Raw genomic sequence first — 19,763 nt, forward strand, 5'->3', positions numbered from 1 at the left:
CCCTGGCCTTTCCGGCATCATAGCGCGACAGGACCCGATCCATGCAAGCCAGCCCTGGCGAATCCCTGCTGGTGATGACCGCGGTGCCGGCGGACCTCCGCCGGGCGCTGGAGGCCGATGGGCACAGCCTGGTGGATCTGGCCGGCCTGCCACCCGGCCCGGTGGAGGGCTTCCGCATCGGCGTGACCAGCGCCATGGCCGGCTGCGATGCGGCGCTGTTCGCCCGGGTCCCCGGCATGAAGCTGCTGGCCAGCACCGGCACCGGGCTGGACCGCATCGACCTCGACGCCGCACGCGCGCAGGGCTGCGCGGTGCTGAACACGCCAGATGTCCTGACCGAGGACACGGCGGATTTCGCCATCGCCCTGCTGTATGGCATCGCCCGGCGCGTGGTCTATGCGGATGCCTTTGTGCGCTCCGGCGCCTGGGCCAAGGGCCGCGCGGACTCCGGCACGCGGCTGTTCGGCAAGACCTGCGGCATCTTCGGCCTGGGCCGCATCGGCGCGGCGGTGGCGCGGCGGGCGCAGGGCATCGGGATGAAGGTGATCTGGTCCGGCCCGCGCCCGAAGCCGGAGGCACCCTGGGCCTATGTGCCCAGCATCGGTGACCTGGCCGACCAGTCCGACGTGCTGGTGATGTGCTGCCCCGGCGGCGCCGAGACCGCCGGCATCGTCGACGCGGCGCTGCTGGCCCGGCTGGGGCCGGCCGGCTTCCTGGTGAATGTCGCGCGCGGCTCGGTGGTGGAGGAGGCGGCGCTGGTGGCGGCGCTGCAGGCTGGCACCATCCGCGGCGCGGCGACGGATGTGTTCCAGTCCGAACCGGTGCCGGACCCGGCAATGCTGGCCGCGCCCAACCTGGTGGTGGCGCCGCACTATGCCTCCCTGACGCATGAGACGCGGGTGGATATCGTCGGCATGATCGTCGGCGGCATCGCCGCCTTCCGCGCCGGGCGGCCGCATCACGACGCGACGCGCGGATAGGCCCTGGACGCCCGCCCCCCGGGCGGCCTAAGGTCATAGAACTGACCTAAGCCGGTCCCGGGGGGAACAATCGTGTCCATGTTGCTGCACTGGTCGCCGCGCTCGCCCTTCGTGCGCAAGGTGATGGTCTTCGCGCATGAAACCGGCCTGGCGGAGCGGATCACCACCACCCGCACCCCGGTGGCGATGCTGAAGCCGCATCTGGACCTCATGGCGGAAAACCCGCTGAGCAAGATCCCGACGCTGCGCCTGGAAGACGGCAGCGTGCTGTATGACAGCTACGTCATCTGCGAATACCTGGACACGCTGCAGGACGGCCCGCGCCTGATCCCGGCCGAAGGCCCGGCGCGGTTCACGGAATTGCGGCGCCACGCGCTGGCGACCGGCTTCCTCGACCTGCTGATCCTGTGGCGGAACGAGCGTGACCGCGCCCAGCCGCTGCCGGCGCTGATGGACGCCTTCGCGGTGAAGACCCAGGCGGCGCTGGCGGCGGTGGAGGCGGAGATCGACGCGGTGCCGCGGGGGCTGGCGCAATTCACCCTGGCCGTGCTCGGCAGCTACCTGGATTTCCGCTTCGCCGACCTGGACTGGCGCGCCGGCTGCCCGCGCTTCGCCGCCTTCCACGCGGAATTCGAGAAGCGCCCCTCCATGCAGGCGACCCTGGTGACGGAAGGCTGAGATGGCGCAGCCCGCCCGCAGCGGCCCGCTGGCCCATCTCCGCGTGCTGGACCTCGGCCGCATCATGGCCGCGCCCTGGGCGACGCAGATCCTGGCCGATCTCGGCGCCGACGTGATCAAGATCGAGCGCCCGGGCGCAGGCGACGACACCCGCGCCTGGGGGCCGCCCTTCCTGAAGGATGCGGCGGGCAACCCGACGAAGGAGGCCGGCTACTTCCTGGCGGTGAACCGTGGCAAGCGTTCCGTCACCATCGACATCACGCGGCCCGAGGGCCAGGCGGTGGTGCGCCGGATCGCGCAGACCGCCGATATCGTGGTGGAGAACTTCAAGGCCGGCGCGCTGGCCCGCTACGGCCTGGATGCGGCCAGCCTGCGGGCCGAAAAGCCCAGCCTGATCTGCTGTTCCGTCACCGGCTTCGGCCAGGACGGCCCGCGCCGCGACCAGGCGGCCTATGACTTCATGATCCAGGCCATGGGCGGGCTGATGAGCGTGACCGGCGCGCCGGAGACGCCGCCGCAGAAGGTCGGCGTGCCGATCGTCGACCTGATGACCGGCATGTATGCCACCGTCGCCATCCTGGCCGCCGTGGCGCGCCGGGCGGAGACGGGGCAGGGCGAGACCATCGACCTGGCGATGCTGGACGTGCAGGCAGCCTTCCTGGCGAACCAGGCGATGAACCACTTTGTGGGTGGCCGCGTGCCCGCGCGCGCCGGCAACCGGCATCCGAACATCCAGCCGCAGGATGTGTTCCCGGTGGCGGATGGATTCGTGGTGCTGGCCGTCGGCAATGACGGGCAGTTCGCGAAGCTCTGCCAGGCGATCGGGCGCATGGAGTGGGCGACGGACGCGCGTTTCATCCGCAACGCCGACCGCGTGAAGAACGAGGCGCTGCTGACGCCGCTGCTGACCGAACGTTTTTCCGAGTTCACGCGCAACGAGTTGACCGCGCTGCTGGACGCGGCCGGCGTGCCCTGCGGGCCGATCAACACCGTGCCGGATGTCTTTGCCGATCCGCAGGTGGTGCACCGCCGGATGCTGCGCGACCTGCCGCATCCGCATGGCAGCGTGAAGCAGGTGGTCAGCCCGATCCGCCTGCAGGATTGCCCGCTGGAATTCGACCGCCCGCCGCCGCTGCTCGGCCAGCACACGGCGGAGGTGCTGGCGGAACTGGGACTGGACGATGCCGCCCGCGCGGCCCTTGCCGAAGGTGGCGTGACATGACCGAGCCCCGCATCCCCCTGCCCGGCCGCGAGGAGCTGGACGAGGCGCAGCGCCAGGTCTGGGACAAGGTGGTCTCCGGCCCGCGCGGCCAGGTGATCGGCCCGCTGCGGGCGGCGATCCACAATGCGGAACTGGCCGGGCGCTGGTCCGCCCTGGGCGAGTCCCTGCGCTTTTCCACCAGCCTGCCCAAGCGGCTTTCGGAACTGGCGATCTGCGTCACCGGCCGGCGCTGGAGCGCGCAGGTGGAGTGGTTCGTCCATGCCCGCACCGCCGCCGAGAACGGCATCGCCGCCGAGGTGCTGGAGGCGATGCGCGAAGGCCGGCCGCCGGTCTTCGACCAGGCGGATGAGCGGCTGGTCTATGAATTCGCCCGCACCCTGCAACAGGAAGGCCAGGTGCCGGATGCCATCTACGGCGCCGCCGTCGCCGCCTTCGGCGTGAAGGGCGTGGTCGAGCTGACGGCGCTGGTCGGCTACTACACCATGGTCTCCATGACGCTGAACGCGCATGGCATCCCGCTGCCGGAGGGCGAGGTGCCGCCGCTGGTGCCGCCCGCCCAGGGGCTTTTCACCCTGCCTGCCCCCGCCTGAGCCTTGCCTTGCGGCCGCGGACGCAGAAGCCGCGCGCCGGATACCCGACAACGACACGAATGGAGGACACGACCATGACCATCACCCGCCGCAGCGCCATCCTGGGGGGCCTCGGCCTCGCTGCCGCGCTGCCCCGCATCGCCGCCGCGCAGGCCGCCTTCCCGGACCAGCCGGTGCGGATGATCGTGCCCTTCGCCGCCGGCGGCCCGGCCGACCTGATCGCGCGGCTGACGGCCAAGGTGATGTCGGAACGGCTCGGCAAGCCGATCGTCGTGGAATCCCGCGCCGGCGCCGGGGGCGCCATCGGCGTGGACACGGCGGCGAAGGCGCGGCCGGATGGGCACACCATCGTCATGGCCAGCTCCGGCGCCATCGTCATCCTGCCGCACCTGCAGCCGAGCATGCCCTATGACGTGGCACGCGACCTGGCACCGCTGACCCAGGTGCTGGCGGTGCCGCAGATCATCTCCATCGCCCCCGGCCTCGGCCCGAAGAACCTGGCGGAGCTGGTGGCGATGGCCAAGGCGCGGCCCGGCGCGCTGTCCTTCGGCTCCGCTGGCGTCGGCTCCTCGCTGCACATGGCGGGCGAGCTGCTGAAGATCCGCGCCGGCATCGACATCGTCCACATCCCCTATCGCGGCGCCGCCCCGGCGGTGACGGACCTGCTGGCCGGGCGCATCCAGATCCTGGCGGCCGACGTACCCGCCCTGCTCGGCCATGTGCGCGCCGGCACCCTGCCCGCGCTGGCGGTGACGGCGGCGGAACGCCTGCCGATCCTGCCGGACCTGCCCACCGCCATCGAGGCCGGCGTGCCGAACATGGTCAGCGAAACCTGGTACGGGCTGCTGGGCGCCGCCGGCATTCCGGCCGATCGCCAGGCGATCCTGGTCAGCGCCGCCCAGGCCGCGCTGCGCGACCCGGAGACGCGGCAGGCGCTGATCAACCAGGGCGGCCGCGTGGTGGGCAGCAACCCGGCCGACTTCGCCGCCTTCATCCGCCAGACCTCCGCCACCTGGGGCGAGGTGGTGCGCGCCAACAACATCAAGCTGGATTGAGGCCATGAACCGCAGAACCCTGCTGGCCGCCACCGGCGGTCTGGTGGCCCTGGCCGGCCCGGCCCGGGCGCAATGGAAGCCGGAACGGCCGATGCGCCTGGTGGTGCCCTTCGCGCCCGGTGGCGCGGCGGACACGGTGGGCCGGCTGCTGGCGGAACCGCTGGGCGCCGCGCTGGGCCAGCCGGTAACGGTGGAAAACCGCCCGGGCGGCGGCACCACCATCGGTGCCGTCAACGTGGCGCGCGCCGCCCCGGACGGGCTGACGCTGCTCTATGCCACGCCGAATGTGCAGATCCTGAACCCGCATCTGATGCGCAACCTGGCCTATGACCCGCAGGCGGATTTCACGCCGGTGATCGCGGTGCTGCGGGCGCCGAAGCTGCTGGTGGTGCGGCCGGACTTCCCGGCGCGGGACGTGGCGGGGCTGATCGCGCATGGCAAGGCGAAGCCGGAGGGGCTGACCTATGCCAGCGCCGGCGTCGCTTCCTCCGGCCATCTGGCGGCGGCGATGTTCGGCCAGATGGCGGGGCTTGAGATGCTGCACATCCCCTTCCGCGGCACCGCCCCGGCGACGCAGGACGTGATGGCGGGCCGCGTGGACTTCATGATGGACAACATCGCCACCCTGCTGCCGTTGGTGCGCGATGGCCGGATGCGGGCGCTGGGCGTCAGCACGGCCGAACCCGCGGTGGCGGCGCCAGAACTGCCACCCATCGGCCGCACCCTGCCCGGCTTCCACGATGCCAGCTTCAACTACATCCTGGCCCCGGGCCGCACCCCGCCCGAGATCATCGGCCGGCTGAACGCCGTGCTGAACACCATCCTGGACTCGCCGCCGCTGACCAGCCGCTTCGCCATCCTCGGGATCGAGAAGCTGGGCGGCACGCCGGACGCCCTGGCCGCCATGGTGCGGGAGGAACATGCGCGCTGGGGCCCGGTGATCGAACGCGGAGGCATCCGCATCCAATGAGCCTCACCCGACGCGCCCTGCTGGGCGCCAGCCTCGCCTTGCCGGCCCTGGCCGCCCGGGCGCAGGGCTTCCCGGACCGGCCGCTGCGGCTGATCGTGCCCTATGCCGCCGGCGGGTCCGCCGATGCCTCCGCCCGCATGCTGGCGGAGGCGATGGCCGCGCCGCTCGGCCAGCCGGTGGTGGTGGAGAACCGCCCGGGTGGCGGCGCCACCATCGGTGCCCAGGCCGTGGCCCGCGCCGCGCCGGATGGGCTGACGCTGCTCTACGGCACGCCGGCGCCGCAGATCATCAACCCGCATTTGATGCGCAGCGTACCCTACGACCCGGTGCGGGATTTCGCCCCGGTCTCCGGCTACAAGCGGGCGCCGAACCTGCTGGCGATACACCCTTCGGTGCCGGCGCGCAGCCTGGCGGAGCTGATCGCGCTGGCCAAGGCGCGGCCCGGCACGCTGACCTTCGCCTCCTCCGGCGTCGGCTCCTCCTCCCACCTGGCGGGGGAGATGCTGAAGTTCATGGCGCAGATCGACATCACCCATGTGCCCTATCGCGGCACCAGCGCGGCGCTGACCGACCTGCTGGGTGGCACGGTGAGCATGGCGCTGGATACGCTGTCGATCCTGCTGCCGCAGGCGCAGGGCGGGAAGCTGCGGGCACTCGGCGTCACCACGCCGCAGCGTTCCGCCAAGGCGCCCGCCCTGCCGGCGATCGCGGAAACGCTGCCCGGCTTCGATGCCGCGCCGTTCAACTACATCGCCGCCACCGGCGGTACGCCGGCGCCCATCGTGGCGAAGCTGAACCAGGTGATCGTCGCCATCCTGCGCCGGCCGGATTTCGTGGCGCGGATGGAAGCCCTGGGCGAGGAGGCGACGCCTTCCACACCCGAGGAACTGGTGGCGACGCTGCGCGCCGAAAGCGCGCGCTGGAAGCAGGTGATCGAGGCGGCGGGGATCCGGGTGGAATGAGCTATTCGACCTTGCGGCTGGAGGTGGCGGATTTCGTCGCCACCGTCACCCTGGACCGCCCCCCGGTGAATGCGCAGAACGGCGCCTTCCGCGAGGAGATCGTCCGCGTCTTCGACGAGCTGCACGACCGTGACGACGTGCGGGCGGTGGTGCTGACCGGCGCGGGAAAGACCTTCTCGGCCGGGGCGGACCTGAAGGACCGGCCGGACCGCAGCGCGCCCGGCGCCTTTCCGCGCCACAGCCGGCTGGTGCGCGCGGGCTTCGACTGCGTGATGGAATGCGAGAAGCCGGTGATCGCCGCCGTCAACGGTGCCGCCATCGGCGCCGGCTGCGTGCTGGCGCTGTGCTGCGACATCATCGTGGTGGCGGAAGACGCCTTCCTGTCCATGACGGAGGTCGATGTGGGGCTCGCCGGCGGCGTGAAGCATGTGCGCCGGCACCTGGGCGAATCCGATGCGCGGCTGATGATCTACACGGCGCGACGGATGACCGGGACGGAACTGTACCGGATGAACGCCGCATCGGCCTGCGTGCCGCGCGAGCAGGTGGTGGCCGTGGCGCAGGGGATCGCGGCGGAGATCGCGGGCAAGGTGCCGCTGGCGGTGCGCGCCGCCAAGCGCAGCTTCCAGCTGACCGAGGAACTGCCGCTGCACGAGGGCTATCGCTACGAGCAGACGCAGACCGCGGCGCTGGCCGCGAGCGAGGACACGCAGGAGGCGCTGCGCGCCTTCGCGGAGAAGCGGAAGCCGGTGTTCAAGGGACGCTGAGGGAGGACAAGCGGATGCGGAACAGCCGAAGGGCGCTGCTGGGTGTGGCGCTGGCCGTGCCGGGGCTGGCGCGGGCGCAGGAAGCCTGGCCGCAGCGGCCCATGACCCTGGTGGTGCCCTTCGCCCCCGGCGGCCCGGTGGACAATGTGGCCCGCCCGGTGGCGGAAGGGCTGCGCCGTGCCCTCGGCCAGCCGGTGGTGGTGGAAAACCGTGCCGGCGCCGGCGGGCTGGTCGGCACCCGCATGGTCGCCGCAGCGCGGCCGGATGGCTACACCATGGTGGTCGGCAGCCCCGGGCCGCTGGTGATCGCCCCCGCCGCGGGCGCCACCGATGCGCCGGACCCGCTGCGCGCCCTGGCCCCCGTGGCGCTGATCGCCGACAGCCCGCAGATGCTGGCGGTGACCGATGGGCTGGCAGCCAGCGACCTGGCGGGCTTCGTGGCGCTGGCGAAGGCCAGGCCCGGCGCGCTGAACCTGGGCTCCGCCGGCATCGGCACCACGCCGCACCTGGCGCTGGAATTGCTGGGGCAGCTGGCCGGCATCCGGCTGGAACACGTGCCCTATCGCGGCACCGGGGCGGCGCTGCCGGACCTGATCGGCGGCAAGATCGACGCGCTGTTCGGCGACATCTCCGCCCTGCTGCCGCTGGTGACCTCCGGCCGGGTGCGGGCGCTGGCGATCACCGCCGATGCGCGGTCGCCGCTGGCACCTGCCATCCCGACCACGGCGGAGCTGGGCTATCCGGCGCTGGTGGTGCGCAACTTCCAGGCCCTGCTGGCCCCGGCCGGTACGCCGGCGCCGATCCTGACGCGGATGGCCGCGGCGCTTGCCGAGGCGCTGCGCGACCCCCAGGTGGCCGCCGCCCTTGCCCGCATCGGCGCCCTGCCGGCCGCCAGCGGCCCGGACCATCTGGCCGCCTATCTGCGGGCCGAGCGCGAGACCTGGGAGCCGGTGATCCGGCGCATCGGGCTGCGGCTGGCGTAGCCGCCGTCTGAGACCCGGCGCAGGAAGTCCCGACCTGCGGCCCGAAGGGCCGAGCGGCCGCAGGGGCGCCGCGGCAAGTGCCGCGAAGCCAAGCCGCGCGGATGCGCGGTGCCCGGCGCCTGAGGGGCACGAAAGTGAAACCTTCGTGCAGCTGGTATGATACCCGGCGCAGGAAGGCCTCACCTTCATGCCCCGCACCGCCGGCTGGACGGTGGTGCGCCACGCATGAGGGGCATTCGCCGCGGGCCGGCATTTCCTGCGCCGGGTTTCAGCGCTTCTCCGGCGCCGCCGCCATCATGGTCGCGGTCATCGCCGCGACCAGCGTCTCCGCCCCCGCCGCGTCGCGGACGACGACATCGGCGCGGCAGAAGCTCAGGGTGCGGCCGGGCTTCACCACCTCGCCGCGCGCCACCGCCACCAGGCCGGCGGCGGGGCGGAGGAAGCTGACCTTGAATTCCACGCTCAGCACTTCCCCGCCCTTGGGCAGCAGGCTCATCGCTGCGAAGCCGCAGGCATTGTCGGCCAGCGTGGTCAGCACGCCGGCGTGGAACAGGCCGTGATGCTGGGTCAGTCCCGGGTGGAAATCGGCCTCGATGACGCAGCGGCCGGGCTCGATGGCCACCAGGCGGCCGCCGATCGTCGCCATCAGCCCCTGGGCATGGAAGGCGGCGGCGGTGCGGGCCGCGAAACCCGGGTCCGCCGGCTGCGAAGGGGCTACAGCCGCCATCCGCTGTGGATGGCGACGATGCCGCCCGAGAGGTTGCGATGCGCCACGCGTTCCAGCCCGGCGTTGCGCATCATGTCCTCCAGCGTCTCCTGGTCCGGGAAGCGGCGGATGGATTCGGCCAGGTATTCGTAGCTGTCGCGGTCCTGCGCCACGCGGGCGCCGATCTCCGGCAGCACCTTGAAGGACCAGATGTCATAGACCTTGGCGAGCGGCTCCACCGCCACCTTGGAGAATTCCAGGCAGTGGAAGCGGCCGCCCGGCCGCAGCACGCGCCGCGCCTCCCGCAGCACGGCGTCCTTGTCGGTGCAGTTGCGCAGGCCGAAGGCGATGGAGATCTTCTCCACCGAGCGGTCGGGCAGCGGGATGTGCTCGGCATCCACCACGGCGAAGTCGATGCCGCTGGTGATGCCGCGGTCCAGCGCGCGCTTCTGGGCGACCTCCAGCATGGCGGGGTTCACGTCGGTGAGGATCACGCGCTTGGCGCCGCGGGCGAGTGCGCCGAAGGCGATGTCCCCGGTGCCGCCGGCCAGGTCCAGCAGCGTCTCCCGCGGCGAGGCGGCGATCGCGTTGACGAAGATGCGCTTCCAGATGCGGTGGATGCCCAGCGACATCAGGTCGTTCATCAGGTCGTAGCGGGGGGCGACGCTCTCGAACACCTCCCGCACCAGGGAGGCCTTCTGGTTGCGCGGCACCTCGCGGAAGCCGAAATCGGTCGTGTCGCTCATCGCCCCATCCTGCCCGTTCGGCGGGTGCCTTGCCAGTAGCCGGGGCCCGCACGACAACAGATGGTGCCGCCCCCTGCCCAGGCCAGCGCCCCGCTGCGCCACCAGACGCGGCAGCCCGAGGAAACAATGCCGGAATTGCCGGAGGTGGAGACGGTGATGCGAGGGCTTCGGGCGGTGCTCGAAGGCCGGCGGATCGTGCGGGCGGAGACGATGCGGGAGGGGCTGCGCTGGCCGTTTCCGGAGGGGTTGGCGGGGCGGCTGACGGGGGCTGTGGTCACCGGCTTCCGGCGGCGGGGCAAGTACATGCTGGCCCGGCTGGACACGGGCGAGAGCCTGCTGATCCATCTGGGCATGTCGGGCCGGATGGTGGCGCGGCCGATGGCCGGACCGGTGGTGCCTTTCCTGGGGCCGCAGGGCGTGTTCTCGGATGCGCGCGGCCACAACCAGCCGCCGGAGGCGCATGAGCATCTGGTGATGGAGACGGCGGACGGCACGCGCATCGGCTTCGTCGATCCGCGCCGCTTCGGCAGCGTGGACCTGGTGCCGACGGCGGCGGAGGACGCGCACAAGCTGCTCGCCGGGATGGGACCGGAACCGCTGGAGGTGGATTTCAGCCCCACCAGCCTGTCCACCGCCCTGGCCGGCAAGCGCACCCCGATCAAGGCGGCGCTGCTGGACCAGCGCGTGGTGGCGGGGCTGGGCAACATCTATGTGGCGGAGGCGCTGTTCCGCGCCCGCATCTCGCCGCGCCGCCTGGCGCAGACCATCCCCGGCGCACGGGCCGGGCGGCTGGTGCCGGCGGTGAAGGCGGTGCTGGCGGAGGCGATCGGCGCCGGCGGGTCCAGCCTGCGCGACTATGTGCGGGCGGATGGCGAGCTGGGGCGGTTCCAGGACCGGTTTTCGGTCTATGACCGGGAGGGCCAGCCCTGCCCGCTCTGCCCTGGCCCTGGCCCTGGCCCTGGCCCGGGCAGCGGCTGCACCGGTGTGGCGCGCATCGTGCAGTCCGGCCGGAGTACCTTCTACTGCGCGCGGACGCAGCGCTGAGGGACCCTCAGGTCTCCAGCATCCGGCGCAGCAGTTCGACATCCTCGGCAAAGGCGCTGTCGGACTGCATCAGCTCCGCCACGCGGCTGACGGCGTGCATGACAGTGGTGTGGTCGCGCCCGCCGAAGCGGCGGCCGATTTCGGGCAGCGACCGGCTGGTGAGCTGCTTGGCCAGGTACATCGCCACCTGCCGCGGCCGTGCCACCGCCCGCGCCCGGCGGGGGGAGGACATGTCCGTGAGGCGGATGTTGTAGTGTTCCGCCACGCGCTTCTGGATTTCCTCGATCGTCACCCGGCGGTCATGCGCGCGCAGGATGTCGTGCAGCACTTCCTGCGCCCCATCCATGGTGATGGGGCGGCCGAACAGGTTGGCATGGGCGATCAGCCGGTTCAGCGCGCCCTCCAGCTCCCGCACATTGGAAGTGATCTTGTGGGCGAGGAACTCCATCACCTTCACCGGCACCGGCACGCCCTGGGTCTGCGCCTTGGCCTGCAGGATGGAGATGCGCAGCTCATAGGTGGTGGCGTGCAGGTCGGCCACCATGCCGCAGCCCAGACGGGTGCGCAGGCGGTCTTCGATGCCGGAAAGATCCGAAGGCGATTTGTCGGCGGAGACGATGATCTGCTTGCCGGCATCCACCAGCGCATTGAAGGTGTGGAAGAATTCTTCCTGCGTGTTGTCCTTGCCGATCAGGAATTGCAGGTCGTCGATCAGCAGCACATCGACGCTGCGCAGCGATTCCTTGAACTCCATCGTGCTCTGGCTGCGCAATGCGGCGATGAAGCGGTACATGAACTTCTCGGCCGACATGTAGGCGACGGTCATCGGTGGGCGGCCGGCGGCGACCCCCAGCTCGCGGATCGCCCAGGCGCAGGCATGCATCAGATGCGTCTTGCCCAGCCCGACCCCACCATAGAGGAAAAGCGGGTTGAAGCCCGGGCTGGCCGGGCGTTCCGCCACGCGGCGCGCGCAGGCATGGGCGAATTCGTTGGGCTTGCCCACCACGAAGCTGTCGAAGGTGAAGCGCGGGTCGAGCGGCGCGGACCAGTCATTCGGCTTTTCGGCCGCCTTCTCCGGCGACCGCTCGGCGGCCCTGTCCGGGTACCGCTCCATGCCGCGGTCGGCCGGCCGCGGCTCCACCGGGCGGGCGAGGCTGCCCGCCAGCCCATCCTGAGGCTCCGCCGCCAGTCCACGGGCGGTCAGGCGTGCCTGGCGCGCCTCGCCGCTCGGCTCGACGCCGGCTTCGTCCCGTGCATCCTCGTTGCGGGCTTCCGGCTTCACGCGGAAATCCAGGCGCCGGAGGGTGGGCAGCTCGGCCTGCCACAGGGCGCGCAGCCGGTCGCCGTAATGGCCCCGCACCCAGTCGCGCAGGAAGCGCGTGGGCAGCAGGATGGTCGCTTCCTCCCCCTGCACGGAGGCGAGCGTCATCTGCCGCAGCCAGGTCCGGTACTCGACCTCGCCCACCTCCTCCTTGAGTCGGCCGCGGATGCGTGCCCAGACCTCCGCCAGCTGAGGGGCGGAGGACGGAGACGACGGGCCGACCGCATTCTCCATATGCTGCACCTGCCAACCTCGTGGGCCCTTGCGGGCGATGTGCATGTGACTGATCGGCTGCGGAGGACCCGGCCGCAAAGGAAAACGGTGCATTTCCGGGGGACAGGAATGCATCGCTGACGAAGTTACCGCGCCCCGCTGGAGCGGCGCAAATGATTACTGGCGGATTCTGGAATTGCCGCCCCAGATGCGGAAGTAGAGACCAGACCAGCCGCGCTACATTTCGCGGACACAACAAAACCCGCGACCTGCCTGTTCAGCAGGTTGCGAAGGATTTGTGTCGAAACGGTGGAAGCTGTCGGTCCAGGCCTCGAAGCCACTTTCCCCGATGTGCCTGCCGCGCCGCGGCGTGGCAGGGGGGCAGCGCCTCAGGCCTGGGCGGTCGCGCCGAGCGCCTTGATGCGGGCGGAGAGCCGGGAGAGCTTCCGCGCCACGGTGTTGTCGTGGAACACGCCCTTGTCGGCGGCGCGCTGCATTTCCGGCTGCGCGGCGCGCAGCGCTTCTTGCGCCACGGTCTTGTCGCCGCCGGCAATCGCCAGCTCGACCTTGCGCAGGAAGCTCCGGACTCGCGAGCGGCGGGCGCGATTGCGCTCGGTACGCTTTTCGGTCTGGCGGATGCGCTTGCGCGCGGAAGCCGTGTTCGCCATGGCGTTCTGTATCTGACCAGTCAAAAGTTACGGGAGCCGACACCCGAGGGCGACCGGCGAAGGCGCGGTTACTACCCCTGCGACCTCCGCCGAGTCAATGACGCGGTGGGGGCAGGGCCTGCCTGCCTCAGCCATGGCGGAAATCGGGCTTCCGCTTCTCGGCAAAGGCCGCCATGCCTTCCTTCTGGTCCGCGGTGGCGAACAGGGAATGGAACAGCCGGCGTTCCAGCCGCACACCTTCGTGCAGCGTCGTCTCGAAGGCCGCGTTCACCGCCTCCTTCGCCATGGCGACGGAGGGGCCGGACAGGCTGGCGATCTTCTCGCCGATCTTCAGCGCCTCCGGCAGCAGGTCCGCCAGCGGCACCACGCGCGCCACCAGGTTGGCGCGCTCCGCCTCCGTCGCATCCATCATGCGCGCCGTCAGGATCATCTCCATGGCCTTGGACTTGCCGATGGCGCGCGTCAGGCGCTGGCTGCCGCCGGCGCCGGGGATGATGCCCAGGTTGATCTCCGGCTGGCCGAATTTCGCGTTGTCGGCCGCCAGGATCATGTCGCACATCATCGCCAGTTCGCAGCCGCCGCCCAGCGCAAAGCCGGCCACCGCCGCGATCACCGGCTTCTGGATGCGCAGCACATCCTCCCACCGCTTGCCGATGAAGTCGTCGAAATACACCGCCGGGTAGGTGCGGTCCTTCATCTCCTTGATGTCGGCGCCGGCGGCGAAGGCCTTCTCCGAGCCGGTCACGACGATGGCGCCGATCGCCGGGTCGGCATCGAAGCCGCGCAGCGCCTCGCCCAGTTCGCCCATCAGCTGGTCGCACAGCGCGTTCAGCGCCTTCGGCCGGTTGAGCGTGATGACGCCGACCCGGCCCTGAATCTCGACCAGGATCATCTCATAGGCCATGCGCCGTCTCCCCCTTGCCGGTGCAAGCGGTAGCGCAAGCGGGGCGGACGCTCAACGGCGGCGGCGCAGCCAGTCGGGGCGGGGCACCTGGCTCAGCAGCAGGAAGGCCATGAAGGCCAGCAGCACCAGGGTCAGCGGGCTGGACAGCGCCTCCTCCAGGAAGAATCCCAGGTCGTCGCCCACCGAGATGATGGCCCGGCGCCAGGAGACATCCATGAGTGGCCCGAGGATCATGCCCAGGATCACCGGCCCCACCTGGAAGCCGTACATCTTCAGCAGGTAGCCGAAGATGCCGAAGCCCAGCATGAAATACACGTCCACCACGCTGTTCTGGATGGAATAGGTGCCGACCACGGACAGCACCAGGATCAGCGGGATCAGCACCGCGGGCGGGCATTCCACCAGCTTCGCGAAGGCGCGGATGCCGGTCAGCCCGAAGACCAGCAGGAAGATGTTGGCGAGCGTCAGGTTGCCGACGGTGAACCAGAACAGGTGCGGCGTCTCGATCATCAGCATCGGGCCGGGCTTCAGCCCGTGGATGAACAGCGCGCCGATGATGACGGCGGTCACCGCATCGCCCGGGATGCCCAGCGTCAGCATCGGCACATAGGCGCCGCCGACGGCGGCGTTGTTGGCTGATTCCGGCGCGATCAGCCCCTCATAGGCGCCCTCCCCGAAGGGGCGGGAGGGGTTCTTCACCGTGCGCTTGGCCTGGTCGTAGGCCATCAGCGCGGCGATGTCCCCGCCGGTGCCCGGCAGCGCGCCGATCACCACGCCGATGAGGGAGCTGCGCAGCGACAGCGGCAGGTATTTTCGCACCAGGTGCCAGGGCGGGATGATGCGGGAGACATCCTGCTTCACCGGCTTCACCCCCAGCCGGTGCAGCTGCACCAGGGCTTCCGACACGCCGAAGAAGCCGATCATGGCGGCGATGTAGGGGATGCCGGCCATCAGCTGCACGGTGCCGAAGGTGAAGCGGTTCTCGGCCGTCATCGGGTCCAGCCCGACCATGCCGAGTGCCACGCCCAGCGCACCGGCGAACAGCCCCTTGGCGAGGGATTCGCCGGACATGGTGCCCACCAGCAGCAGCCCCATCACCGCCAGCAGCAGATAGTCCCGCGGCGCGAACAGCAGCGCGAAGTCGGAGATGACGGGCGCCGCCACGGCCAGCGCCAGGATGCCGACGAAGCCGCCGATCACCGACATCACGGTCGACAGGCCGATGGCCACCCCGGCCTCCCCCCGCCTGGCCAGCGGATAGCCATCCAGCGCGGTGGCGATCGCCGCCGGGGCGCCCGGGATGTTCAGCAGGATGGCGGAGCGCGAGCCGCCATAGACGCCACCGGTGAAGACGCCCGCGATCAGCGCCAGGGCGTCGTTCACCTCCCAGGCGAAGGTGAAGGAGATCAGGATGGAGGCCGCCATGGTGACGGACAGGCCCGGGATGGCACCGATGTAGATGCCCGCCAGCGTGCCGGCCGCCGTCAGCAGCAGCAGCGAGGGATCGAGCCAGGAGAGCAGGAAATAGCCGAGCTGCTCGGTCATGTCAGCCGCACGAAGGTTTCACCTTCGTGCCCCTCAGGCGCCGGGCGCCGCGCATCCGCGCGGCTTGGCTTCGCCGCACCTGCCGCGGCGGCCATGCGGCCGCTCGGCCCTTCGGGCCGCAGGTCGGAAATTCGTGCGTCGGGTCTCACTGCAGCAGCCCCGGCGGCAGGATGCCGCGCAGCAGCCAGCCCTGCGGCAGCACCACGGTGAAGACCATGCGGAACACCACATGCACGGCGATGACGGAGGCGAGCGAAACCGCCAGCGCGAAGCCCAGCCCGCCCCGGCGCAGATACAGGATGATGCCGGCCAGGAAGACCAGCGTGGCCAGGTGGAAGCCCACCGGCTCCAGCGCCGCCATGTAGGCGGCGATCATCAGCACGGACAGCGCCACGTCGCGCGGCGCGATGCGCCTGGCGAAGCCGCCCGGCGCCGGCGCTAGGCGGCGCGTGCCCAGAATGATGACCAGGGCGGACAGCGCCATGACGGCGCCGGCCGCCACCGGCACCACGCCCGGGGCGCTCAGCGCCTCGAAGCCCTGCAGGCGGTGGCCCTCGGCCATCACCCCCAGGCTGAGCAGCAGCAGCACGAAGCCGAACGGCGTCTCGCCCGGCTCCCGCTGCCGGCGGATCTCATGCATGGCGTGGTTCCGGGGGAAGGGGGCGCGGCCCGGGCGGGGCCGCGCCGTCATGTCAAGAGGAGGGCTTCAGGACGGGCGGGGGATGTTCAGCGTCGCCGGATCGGTCCGGGCGGCGCCGGCCTCCTGCAGGATCCAGGCGGTGACGGACTGCCAGCGCGCCAGGAAGCGCTCCGCCTCCGCGCCCGAGGTGTTCATCACCACATTGCCGTTGCCGGTCATCAGCTGGGTGAATTGCGGGTTGGCGGCACCGGTGCGGAAGGCCGCCACCAGCTTCTCCCGCGCCGCGTCCGGAATGTCCTTCTTGGCCCAGACGCCATAGAAGGAGCCCCATGGCATCAGGCGCGCCAGTTCGGGGTAGTCCGCCGTCGCGGGCGGCACGTTGGGCAGGCTCGGCAGCGGCGCCTCATTGAACACGGCCAGCGCCTTCACCCGGCCGGCGCGCACATGCTCCGCCACGGCGCCGGAGCCCACCGTCATCCAATCCGCATGGCCGCCCTGGATCGCCGTCAGCCCCGGGCCCTCGCCGTCGAAGGGGACGGAGATGTGGCGGAACGGGCCCATGGAGCCGATCATGGTCGAGACGACATGCGCCTGGCCGCCCGGACCGGTGCTGGCCATGCGGATGCGCCCCGGGTTGCGGCGCACATCCTCCACCAGCTCCTTCAGCGTGTTCCAGGGCTTGTCCTTGTTGGCGACGATCACCGGCACGCTGCGCGCCAGCAGGCAGATCGGCGTGAAATCGGTGTAGTCGAGGCGGGAGATGTTCAGCACCTTGTACAGCAGCGGATTCTCCGCGCCGTACAGCAGCGTGTAGCCATCCGAGGGCTGGCCATGCACGTAGGTCAGGCCGATCGCCCCGGTGCCGCCGGTGCGGTTCTGCAGCACGATCTTCTGGCCCAGCGCAGCTTCGACATGCGGGGTCACGGCGCGGCCGGTGACATCCGTGGCGCCGCCGGCGCCCCATTGGATCACGCCCAGCAGGTCGCGTGACGGAAAGGCCTGGGCCTGGGCGGCGGTGGCGCCCAGCAGCGGCGCGGCTGCCAGGCCGCCCAGCAGAGTGCGGCGATGCATCATCCTTGGTGTCTCCCCTTGGTCGATTTCTTGGACGCGGTTTCTTGCTTCCCGGGCATGCAGGCTGGCACGGCTGGGGGATGGTTTCCAGACGGTCAGGCCACGGCGGCGTGACACGGTAGTGGAATTGCATTCCGGAATGGAACCCCTTTACCATCCGCCCCGTTAGGGATGGACACGCCATGCACCGCAACCTCGCCAGCCTGGAGCCGGGCGCGGCCTATGACCTCGTCGTGCTGGGCGCCGGCGGCGCGGGCATGGCGGCGGCGCTGTTCGCGGCGCTGGACGGGCTTCGCGTGCTGCTGGTGGAGCGCACCGAATTCCTCGGCGGCACCACCGCCTTCTCCGCCGCCACCACCTGGATCCCCAACACGCAGCATGCCGGGGAAGGCGACAGCCCGGCGCAGGCGGCCCGCTTCCTGGACGCCACCGTGGGCAACCACGCCCCCGCCGCGCTGCGCCGCGCTTTCCTCGAGGCCGGGCCGCAGGCGATCGCGCGGCTGGAGGCGGAGACCGAGGTGCATTTCCGCGCCCGCCCCCTGCACCCGGACTACCTGCAGGAGGCGGAGGGGGCTGTGCTGCGCGGCCGCGCGCTGGAACCGCTGCCCTTCGATGGCCGGCGCCTGGGCGCGCTGTTTCCGCTGCTGCGCCCACCGATCCCGGAATTCACCATCCTCGGCGGGATGATGGTGGACCGCGACGATATCGGGCACCTGCTCGGCCTGCGCCGGTCCTGGCGTTCCGCCCGCCATGCGCTGGGGCTGCTGGCGCGCCACGCCGCGGACCGGCTGCGGCATCCGCGCGGCACGCGGCTGGTGATGGGCAACGCGCTGGTCGGGCGGCTGCTGGCCTCGCTGGCGCAGCGCGGCGTGGACATCCTGACCGAGGCGAAGACCGAGGAAATCCTGCGCACGGCGGGGCGCGTCAGCGGGCTGGTGATCGCCCAGGGCGCGCTGCGGCGGCAGGTGGCGGCGCGGCGCGGCGTGGTGCTGGCCACGGGCGGCTTCGGCCGGCACCCGGCGCGGCGCGCCGCCATGCTGCACGCCCCGACGCCCGAGTACAGCCCCGCCGCCCCCGGCCATACCGGGGAGATGCACGATCTGGCGCTGGCCATCGGCGCCCGCTACGGGCAGGGCGGGCTGGACAATGCCTTCTGGGCGCCGGTCTCGGTCCGCCGCCGCGCCGATGGCAGCACCGCCGTCTTCCCGCATTTCGTGCTGGACCGCGGCAAGCCCGGCACCGTGGCGGTGAATGCCGCCGGCCGGCGCTTCGTCAACGAGGCGACCAGCTACCACCTGTTCGCCCGCGCCATGTTCGCCAGCCACGAGACGGTGCCGACCATCCCCTGCTTCCTGATCGCCGATGCGGTGGCGTTGCGCCGATACGGGCTGGGCATGGTGCGCCCCGGCGGCCGTGGCCTGGCGCCCTTCCTGGCCGATGGCTACCTGGTGCAGGGCGCGACGCTGGCGGAACTCGCCGGCAGGCTCGGCGTGGCGGCGGCGGGGCTGGCGGAAACGGTGGCGGCGATGAACCGCTACGCGGCCAGCGGCGAGGATCCGGAATTCGGCCGCGGCAGCACCGCCTACCACCGCGCCAATGGCGACCCGGCGCAGGCGCCCAACCCCAATCTCGGCCCGATCGCAACGGCGCCCTTCTTCGCCGTGCGGCTGCTGCCGGGCGACATCGGCGCGGCGACCGGGCTGGTGACGGATGCGCAGGCCCAGGTGCTGGACGAGGCGAACCGGCCGATCGGCGGGCTCTATGCCGTGGGCAACGACATGCACTCGATCATGGGCGGCACCTATCCCGGGCCGGGCATCACCATCGGCCCCGGGATCACCTTCGGCTACCTGGCCGCGCGCCATGCGGCGCAGGTGGCTCAGGCGTGAAGCAGGAAATCCACCATCATCGCGCGGCCGGCCACGAACATGCCGATGCCGGTCTGCGTGCCGCAGCCCCGGGCGCGGGCAGCCTCCAGCAGGGGTGTCACCTCCGGGCTGGTGATGACCTCGCCCACGAACATCGCCGAGGTCAGCCTCTCGGCCTGCACCGGCAGCGAATCCCCGGGCTTCATGCCGGCGGGGGTGGCGTTGGCGATGATGTCATGGCCGGTGGGGTCGTCGGTGCCGGCGGACAGCCTGGCCGCGCCGCGCCCGGCGAGGCGCGCCAGCAGCCGGTCGCGGCGCGCCGTGTCGGCATCATGGATCGCGAGGTCGGAAACCCCGGCTTCCAGCAGCGCCAGGGCGATGGCGGTGCCGGCGCCGCCGGCGCCGACCAGCAGCGCGCGCCGGCCTTCCGTGACGCAGCCGGCCTGGCGGATGCCGGCGACGAAGGCCACCCCATCGGTCATGTCGCCATGCCAGGTTCCATCGGCGTTGCGGCGCATGATGTTCACCGATTGCAGGAAGCCGGCACGGTCCGTGGTGCTGGCGCAATGGGTGAAGGCGCTGAACTTGTGCGGCACCGTCACCACGATGCCGTCGAGGTTGCCGGCCAGCGACACGCCGCGGATGAAGTCGCCTACGGCCGCCACGGAAACCTGCGCCGGCACCAGCACCGCATTGCGCCCGCGCGCCGCAAATTCCCGCGAAATGCCGCCGGGCGACTGCACCTGGGCGATCGGGTCGCCGATGATCACGAACAGCCGCGTGGCGCCGCTGAGGGCTTCGAGCATCCTTGGGTCCTCCTGTCCCGGCAG

General features: G+C 71.4%; 20 protein-coding genes. 11 read left to right on the top strand and 9 right to left on the bottom strand.

The window, feature by feature from the left end; genetic code table 11:
• The first annotated feature begins 41 nt into the window (after positions 1 to 41).
• The 9 genes from HEQ75_RS06365 (at position 42) to HEQ75_RS06405 (ending at position 8,207) form a co-directional block, all read left to right on the top strand.
• The gene (locus tag HEQ75_RS06365) at positions 42 to 980 is read left to right on the top strand and encodes an NAD(P)-dependent oxidoreductase (RefSeq protein WP_168028363.1); all 939 of its coding nucleotides are present in this window, start codon (positions 42 to 44) and stop codon (positions 978 to 980) included.
• Between the two features lie 78 nt (positions 981 to 1,058).
• On the top strand, positions 1,059 to 1,658 hold the full coding sequence (locus HEQ75_RS06370; RefSeq protein ID WP_168028571.1) for a glutathione S-transferase family protein: 600 nt from the start codon (positions 1,059 to 1,061) through the stop codon (positions 1,656 to 1,658).
• Position 1,659: 1 nt separating this feature from the next.
• Positions 1,660 to 2,880: a CaiB/BaiF CoA transferase family protein gene (locus HEQ75_RS06375; protein ID WP_168028365.1), complete on the top strand. Its 1,221-nt coding sequence runs from the start codon at positions 1,660 to 1,662 to the stop codon at positions 2,878 to 2,880.
• Complete coding sequence (locus HEQ75_RS06380; protein ID WP_168028367.1) at positions 2,877 to 3,470, top strand: carboxymuconolactone decarboxylase family protein; 594 nt, start codon at positions 2,877 to 2,879, stop codon at positions 3,468 to 3,470. Before HEQ75_RS06375 ends, HEQ75_RS06380 begins: the two co-directional genes overlap by 4 nt.
• A gap of 74 nt (positions 3,471 to 3,544) precedes the next feature.
• A complete protein-coding gene (locus tag HEQ75_RS06385) occupies positions 3,545 to 4,525 on the top strand; it encodes a Bug family tripartite tricarboxylate transporter substrate binding protein (RefSeq protein ID WP_168028369.1) in 981 nt (326 codons plus the stop codon).
• Between the two features lie 4 nt (positions 4,526 to 4,529).
• Entirely contained in the window at positions 4,530 to 5,495 is a 966-nt protein-coding gene (locus HEQ75_RS06390) for a Bug family tripartite tricarboxylate transporter substrate binding protein (protein ID WP_168028371.1), read from the top strand.
• The gene (locus HEQ75_RS06395; RefSeq protein ID WP_168028374.1) at positions 5,492 to 6,457 is read left to right on the top strand and encodes a Bug family tripartite tricarboxylate transporter substrate binding protein; all 966 of its coding nucleotides are present in this window, start codon (positions 5,492 to 5,494) and stop codon (positions 6,455 to 6,457) included. Before HEQ75_RS06390 ends, HEQ75_RS06395 begins: the two co-directional genes overlap by 4 nt.
• A complete protein-coding gene (locus HEQ75_RS06400; protein ID WP_168028376.1) occupies positions 6,454 to 7,224 on the top strand; it encodes an enoyl-CoA hydratase/isomerase family protein in 771 nt (256 codons plus the stop codon). The genes HEQ75_RS06395 and HEQ75_RS06400 overlap by 4 nt, the downstream gene beginning before the upstream one ends.
• Before the next feature lie 14 nt (positions 7,225 to 7,238).
• Positions 7,239 to 8,207 (top strand): Bug family tripartite tricarboxylate transporter substrate binding protein, encoded by a 969-nt coding sequence (locus HEQ75_RS06405; RefSeq protein ID WP_168028378.1) that lies wholly within the window; start codon positions 7,239 to 7,241, stop codon positions 8,205 to 8,207.
• Between the two features lie 268 nt (positions 8,208 to 8,475).
• On the opposite strand, the gene HEQ75_RS06410 is transcribed toward HEQ75_RS06405, so the two are convergent.
• Together HEQ75_RS06410 and HEQ75_RS06415 are read right to left on the bottom strand one after the other, a co-directional pair.
• Entirely contained in the window at positions 8,476 to 8,934 is a 459-nt protein-coding gene (locus HEQ75_RS06410; RefSeq protein ID WP_168028380.1) for a PaaI family thioesterase, read from the bottom strand.
• Entirely contained in the window at positions 8,922 to 9,659 is a 738-nt protein-coding gene (locus HEQ75_RS06415; protein ID WP_168028382.1) for a class I SAM-dependent methyltransferase, read from the bottom strand. Before HEQ75_RS06415 ends, HEQ75_RS06410 begins: the two co-directional genes overlap by 13 nt.
• Positions 9,660 to 9,785: 126 nt before the next feature.
• Between HEQ75_RS06415 and mutM the strand changes: the two genes are divergently transcribed.
• The gene (gene mutM, locus HEQ75_RS06420) at positions 9,786 to 10,703 is read left to right on the top strand and encodes a bifunctional DNA-formamidopyrimidine glycosylase/DNA-(apurinic or apyrimidinic site) lyase (RefSeq protein ID WP_168028573.1); all 918 of its coding nucleotides are present in this window, start codon (positions 9,786 to 9,788) and stop codon (positions 10,701 to 10,703) included.
• Positions 10,704 to 10,710: 7 nt separating this feature from the next.
• Here mutM and dnaA read toward each other — a convergent pair whose 3' ends face one another.
• The 6 genes from dnaA to HEQ75_RS06450 form a co-directional block, all read right to left on the bottom strand.
• Complete coding sequence (gene dnaA, locus HEQ75_RS06425) at positions 10,711 to 12,258, bottom strand: chromosomal replication initiator protein DnaA (protein ID WP_168028575.1); 1,548 nt, start codon at positions 12,256 to 12,258, stop codon at positions 10,711 to 10,713.
• A 368-nt stretch (positions 12,259 to 12,626) separates the two neighbouring features.
• Positions 12,627 to 12,905 (bottom strand): 30S ribosomal protein S20, encoded by a 279-nt coding sequence (gene rpsT, locus HEQ75_RS06430; RefSeq protein ID WP_168028384.1) that lies wholly within the window; start codon positions 12,903 to 12,905, stop codon positions 12,627 to 12,629.
• Positions 12,906 to 13,032: 127 nt separating this feature from the next.
• Complete coding sequence (locus HEQ75_RS06435) at positions 13,033 to 13,809, bottom strand: enoyl-CoA hydratase (RefSeq protein WP_168028386.1); 777 nt, start codon at positions 13,807 to 13,809, stop codon at positions 13,033 to 13,035.
• Between the two features lie 51 nt (positions 13,810 to 13,860).
• Positions 13,861 to 15,354 carry a tripartite tricarboxylate transporter permease gene (locus tag HEQ75_RS06440; protein ID WP_168028388.1) on the bottom strand — a complete coding sequence of 498 codons (1,494 nt, stop codon included), beginning with the start codon at positions 15,352 to 15,354 and terminating at the stop codon, positions 13,861 to 13,863.
• 145 nt (positions 15,355 to 15,499) lie between these two features.
• A complete protein-coding gene (locus HEQ75_RS06445; RefSeq protein WP_168028390.1) occupies positions 15,500 to 15,994 on the bottom strand; it encodes a tripartite tricarboxylate transporter TctB family protein in 495 nt (164 codons plus the stop codon).
• A 66-nt stretch (positions 15,995 to 16,060) separates the two neighbouring features.
• Positions 16,061 to 17,065, bottom strand: a complete 1,005-nt coding sequence (locus tag HEQ75_RS06450; protein ID WP_235961342.1) for a Bug family tripartite tricarboxylate transporter substrate binding protein — start codon at positions 17,063 to 17,065, stop codon at positions 16,061 to 16,063.
• A 182-nt stretch (positions 17,066 to 17,247) separates the two neighbouring features.
• Between HEQ75_RS06450 and HEQ75_RS06455 the strand changes: the two genes are divergently transcribed.
• On the top strand, positions 17,248 to 18,954 hold the full coding sequence (locus HEQ75_RS06455) for an FAD-dependent oxidoreductase (protein ID WP_168028394.1): 1,707 nt from the start codon (positions 17,248 to 17,250) through the stop codon (positions 18,952 to 18,954).
• Here HEQ75_RS06455 and HEQ75_RS06460 read toward each other — a convergent pair.
• On the bottom strand, positions 18,945 to 19,739 hold the full coding sequence (locus HEQ75_RS06460) for a shikimate dehydrogenase family protein (RefSeq protein ID WP_168028396.1): 795 nt from the start codon (positions 19,737 to 19,739) through the stop codon (positions 18,945 to 18,947). The two genes, HEQ75_RS06455 and HEQ75_RS06460, sit on opposite strands and share 10 nt — an antisense overlap.
• Positions 19,740 to 19,763 lie beyond the last annotated feature (24 nt).

The sequence above is a fragment of the Falsiroseomonas selenitidurans genome, assembly GCF_012103215.1.
Taxonomy (GTDB): domain Bacteria; phylum Pseudomonadota; class Alphaproteobacteria; order Acetobacterales; family Acetobacteraceae; genus Falsiroseomonas; species Falsiroseomonas selenitidurans.